Raw genomic sequence first — 1,610 nt, 5'->3', positions numbered from 1 at the left:
TGCCCAAGGCGGACGCGGCGCTGTTGCAGCGGCGCGGCGCTGGAGCTGGGGCGGCTGGGGGCCACGGACCAGGGCCCGGCGCTGGCCACCCGGCTCGTCGAGCGCGACACCGAGGCGCGCGCCACGGTCATCCAGGCGGTGGACTGGCTGGCGGACGCCCCCGGCGCGGCGAAGAAGCTGCGCGAGGCGTCCCTGCCCGCGATGAAGAAGCAGCTGGAGGACGAGAAGGGCAACTCCCACTTCGTGCGCGTGAACGAGGACCTGCGCCGGCTGCTGGTCAAGCTGGAGCGGGCGTAACGAGGCTCCAGGAAGCGTGAGGCGCGGAGGGCACGCGCAGGTGCCCTTCCGCGCCGGCAGCGTGTCACGCGGGGACGGGTGTGGCGCCATCCTCCGAGGCGCGCAGCGCGGGCGGCATGCGCTCCAACGCGCGGTGGAGCACGCCCAGCTGGCGCACCAGCCGCGTCACCTGCGTTCGCGCCAGCGCGTCCGCGTCCTCCAGGCCGGGCACCTCGCGCTTGAGCGCGGATGGCACGCGCCGCGCCACCAGCGCCGCGGACAGCTCCTCCAGCGCGTCCGACGCGTAGCGCACCACCGGCTCCAGGTCCGACCGCGGATGCCAGGCGCGGCTCGCCGCCAGCGCCGTCACCGCCGCGGTGAAGCGCCTCGCGTAGGTGATCAACGCCATCCCCGGCTCCAGCTCCTCCGCCGGCCCCTTCCACTCGCTCAGCATCCGCTGGAACGACGCCTCCGCGGACAGCAGCGCCACGCCCACCTTGCGCCGGGCCTCCCGCAGCGCGGCCTCCGTGGGCACCGGCGTCCGCGCCACCGCGCGCAGGTAGTCCTGGTCCGCCTTCAGCACGCGGGCCACCTCCTCGGCGAAGCGCGCGTGCTCGGGGCTCGGCCAGAGCAGCCGGATGCCCACCAGCGCCAGCGCGCCGCCCATCAGCGTGTTGAGGATGCGCACCCCCGCGAGCCGCCAGTCCCCGGTCTGGAGCTCCGCGAGCAGCACCAGCGCCGGCGCCAGCAGCACCTGGTAGACCGTGAAGTTCAGCGGCCGCACGCTCACCGACACGCAGACCAGCACCCCGATGGCCGCGAGCATCATCCAATGCGCGGGCAGCACCTGCACCAGCCCCATGGCCAGCACGCTGCCCACGAACGTCCCCGCCACGCGCTGCAGCCCCTTCTCCGTGGTGAGCCCCGCGTACGGCTGCAACACGACAATCACCGTGATGGTCACCCAGTACCAGTGGTTGAGCCCCAGCCCCTCCGCCAGCGCCGTCGCCACCGTCGCGGTGAGCCCCAGCCGCAGCGCGTGCCGGAAGACCACCGACTCCGGCGTCAGGTGGTCGCGCAGCACCTTCCACCCCGCGCGCCCCCGGCCCGGCTCCGTCTCCAACAGCTTCGTGTCCCGCTCCGGCAGGGGCTCGCCGCACTCCAGCCGGGACGCCACGTCCAGCGCCACCGCGCTGTACTCATGCAGCCGTCCCAGCAGCCCCGCGGCGTGCGCGTACTGCGAGCGCGCCGGCTCCGGGAGCCCTCCGTCCGCCTGGAGCACCCGCCCCACCCGCTGCGCGTCCCACGACGTCGGCACCGGCACCGAGCCCCGC

General features: G+C 74.9%; 1 protein-coding gene and 1 pseudogene. One reads left to right on the top strand and one right to left on the bottom strand.

Annotated features, from left to right (window positions below; translation table 11 throughout):
• Nucleotides 1-297 (top strand): annotated as a pseudogene (locus ACLEQD_RS43015) (HEAT repeat domain-containing protein); the annotation flags it as partial.
• Between the two features lie 64 nt (nucleotides 298-361).
• On the opposite strand, the gene ACLEQD_RS43010 reads toward ACLEQD_RS43015, so the two are convergent.
• Nucleotides 362-1,610 (bottom strand): FUSC family protein (locus tag ACLEQD_RS43010; RefSeq protein WP_410391736.1); only part of this gene is annotated, 1,249 nt, incomplete at its 5' end.

This window comes from Corallococcus sp. 4LFB (assembly GCF_046520365.1).
Classification (GTDB): Bacteria; Myxococcota; Myxococcia; order Myxococcales; family Myxococcaceae; genus Corallococcus; species Corallococcus caeni.
The sequence above is the reverse complement of the archived record's forward strand: the minus strand, read 5'-3'. Positions and strand labels throughout refer to the sequence as shown.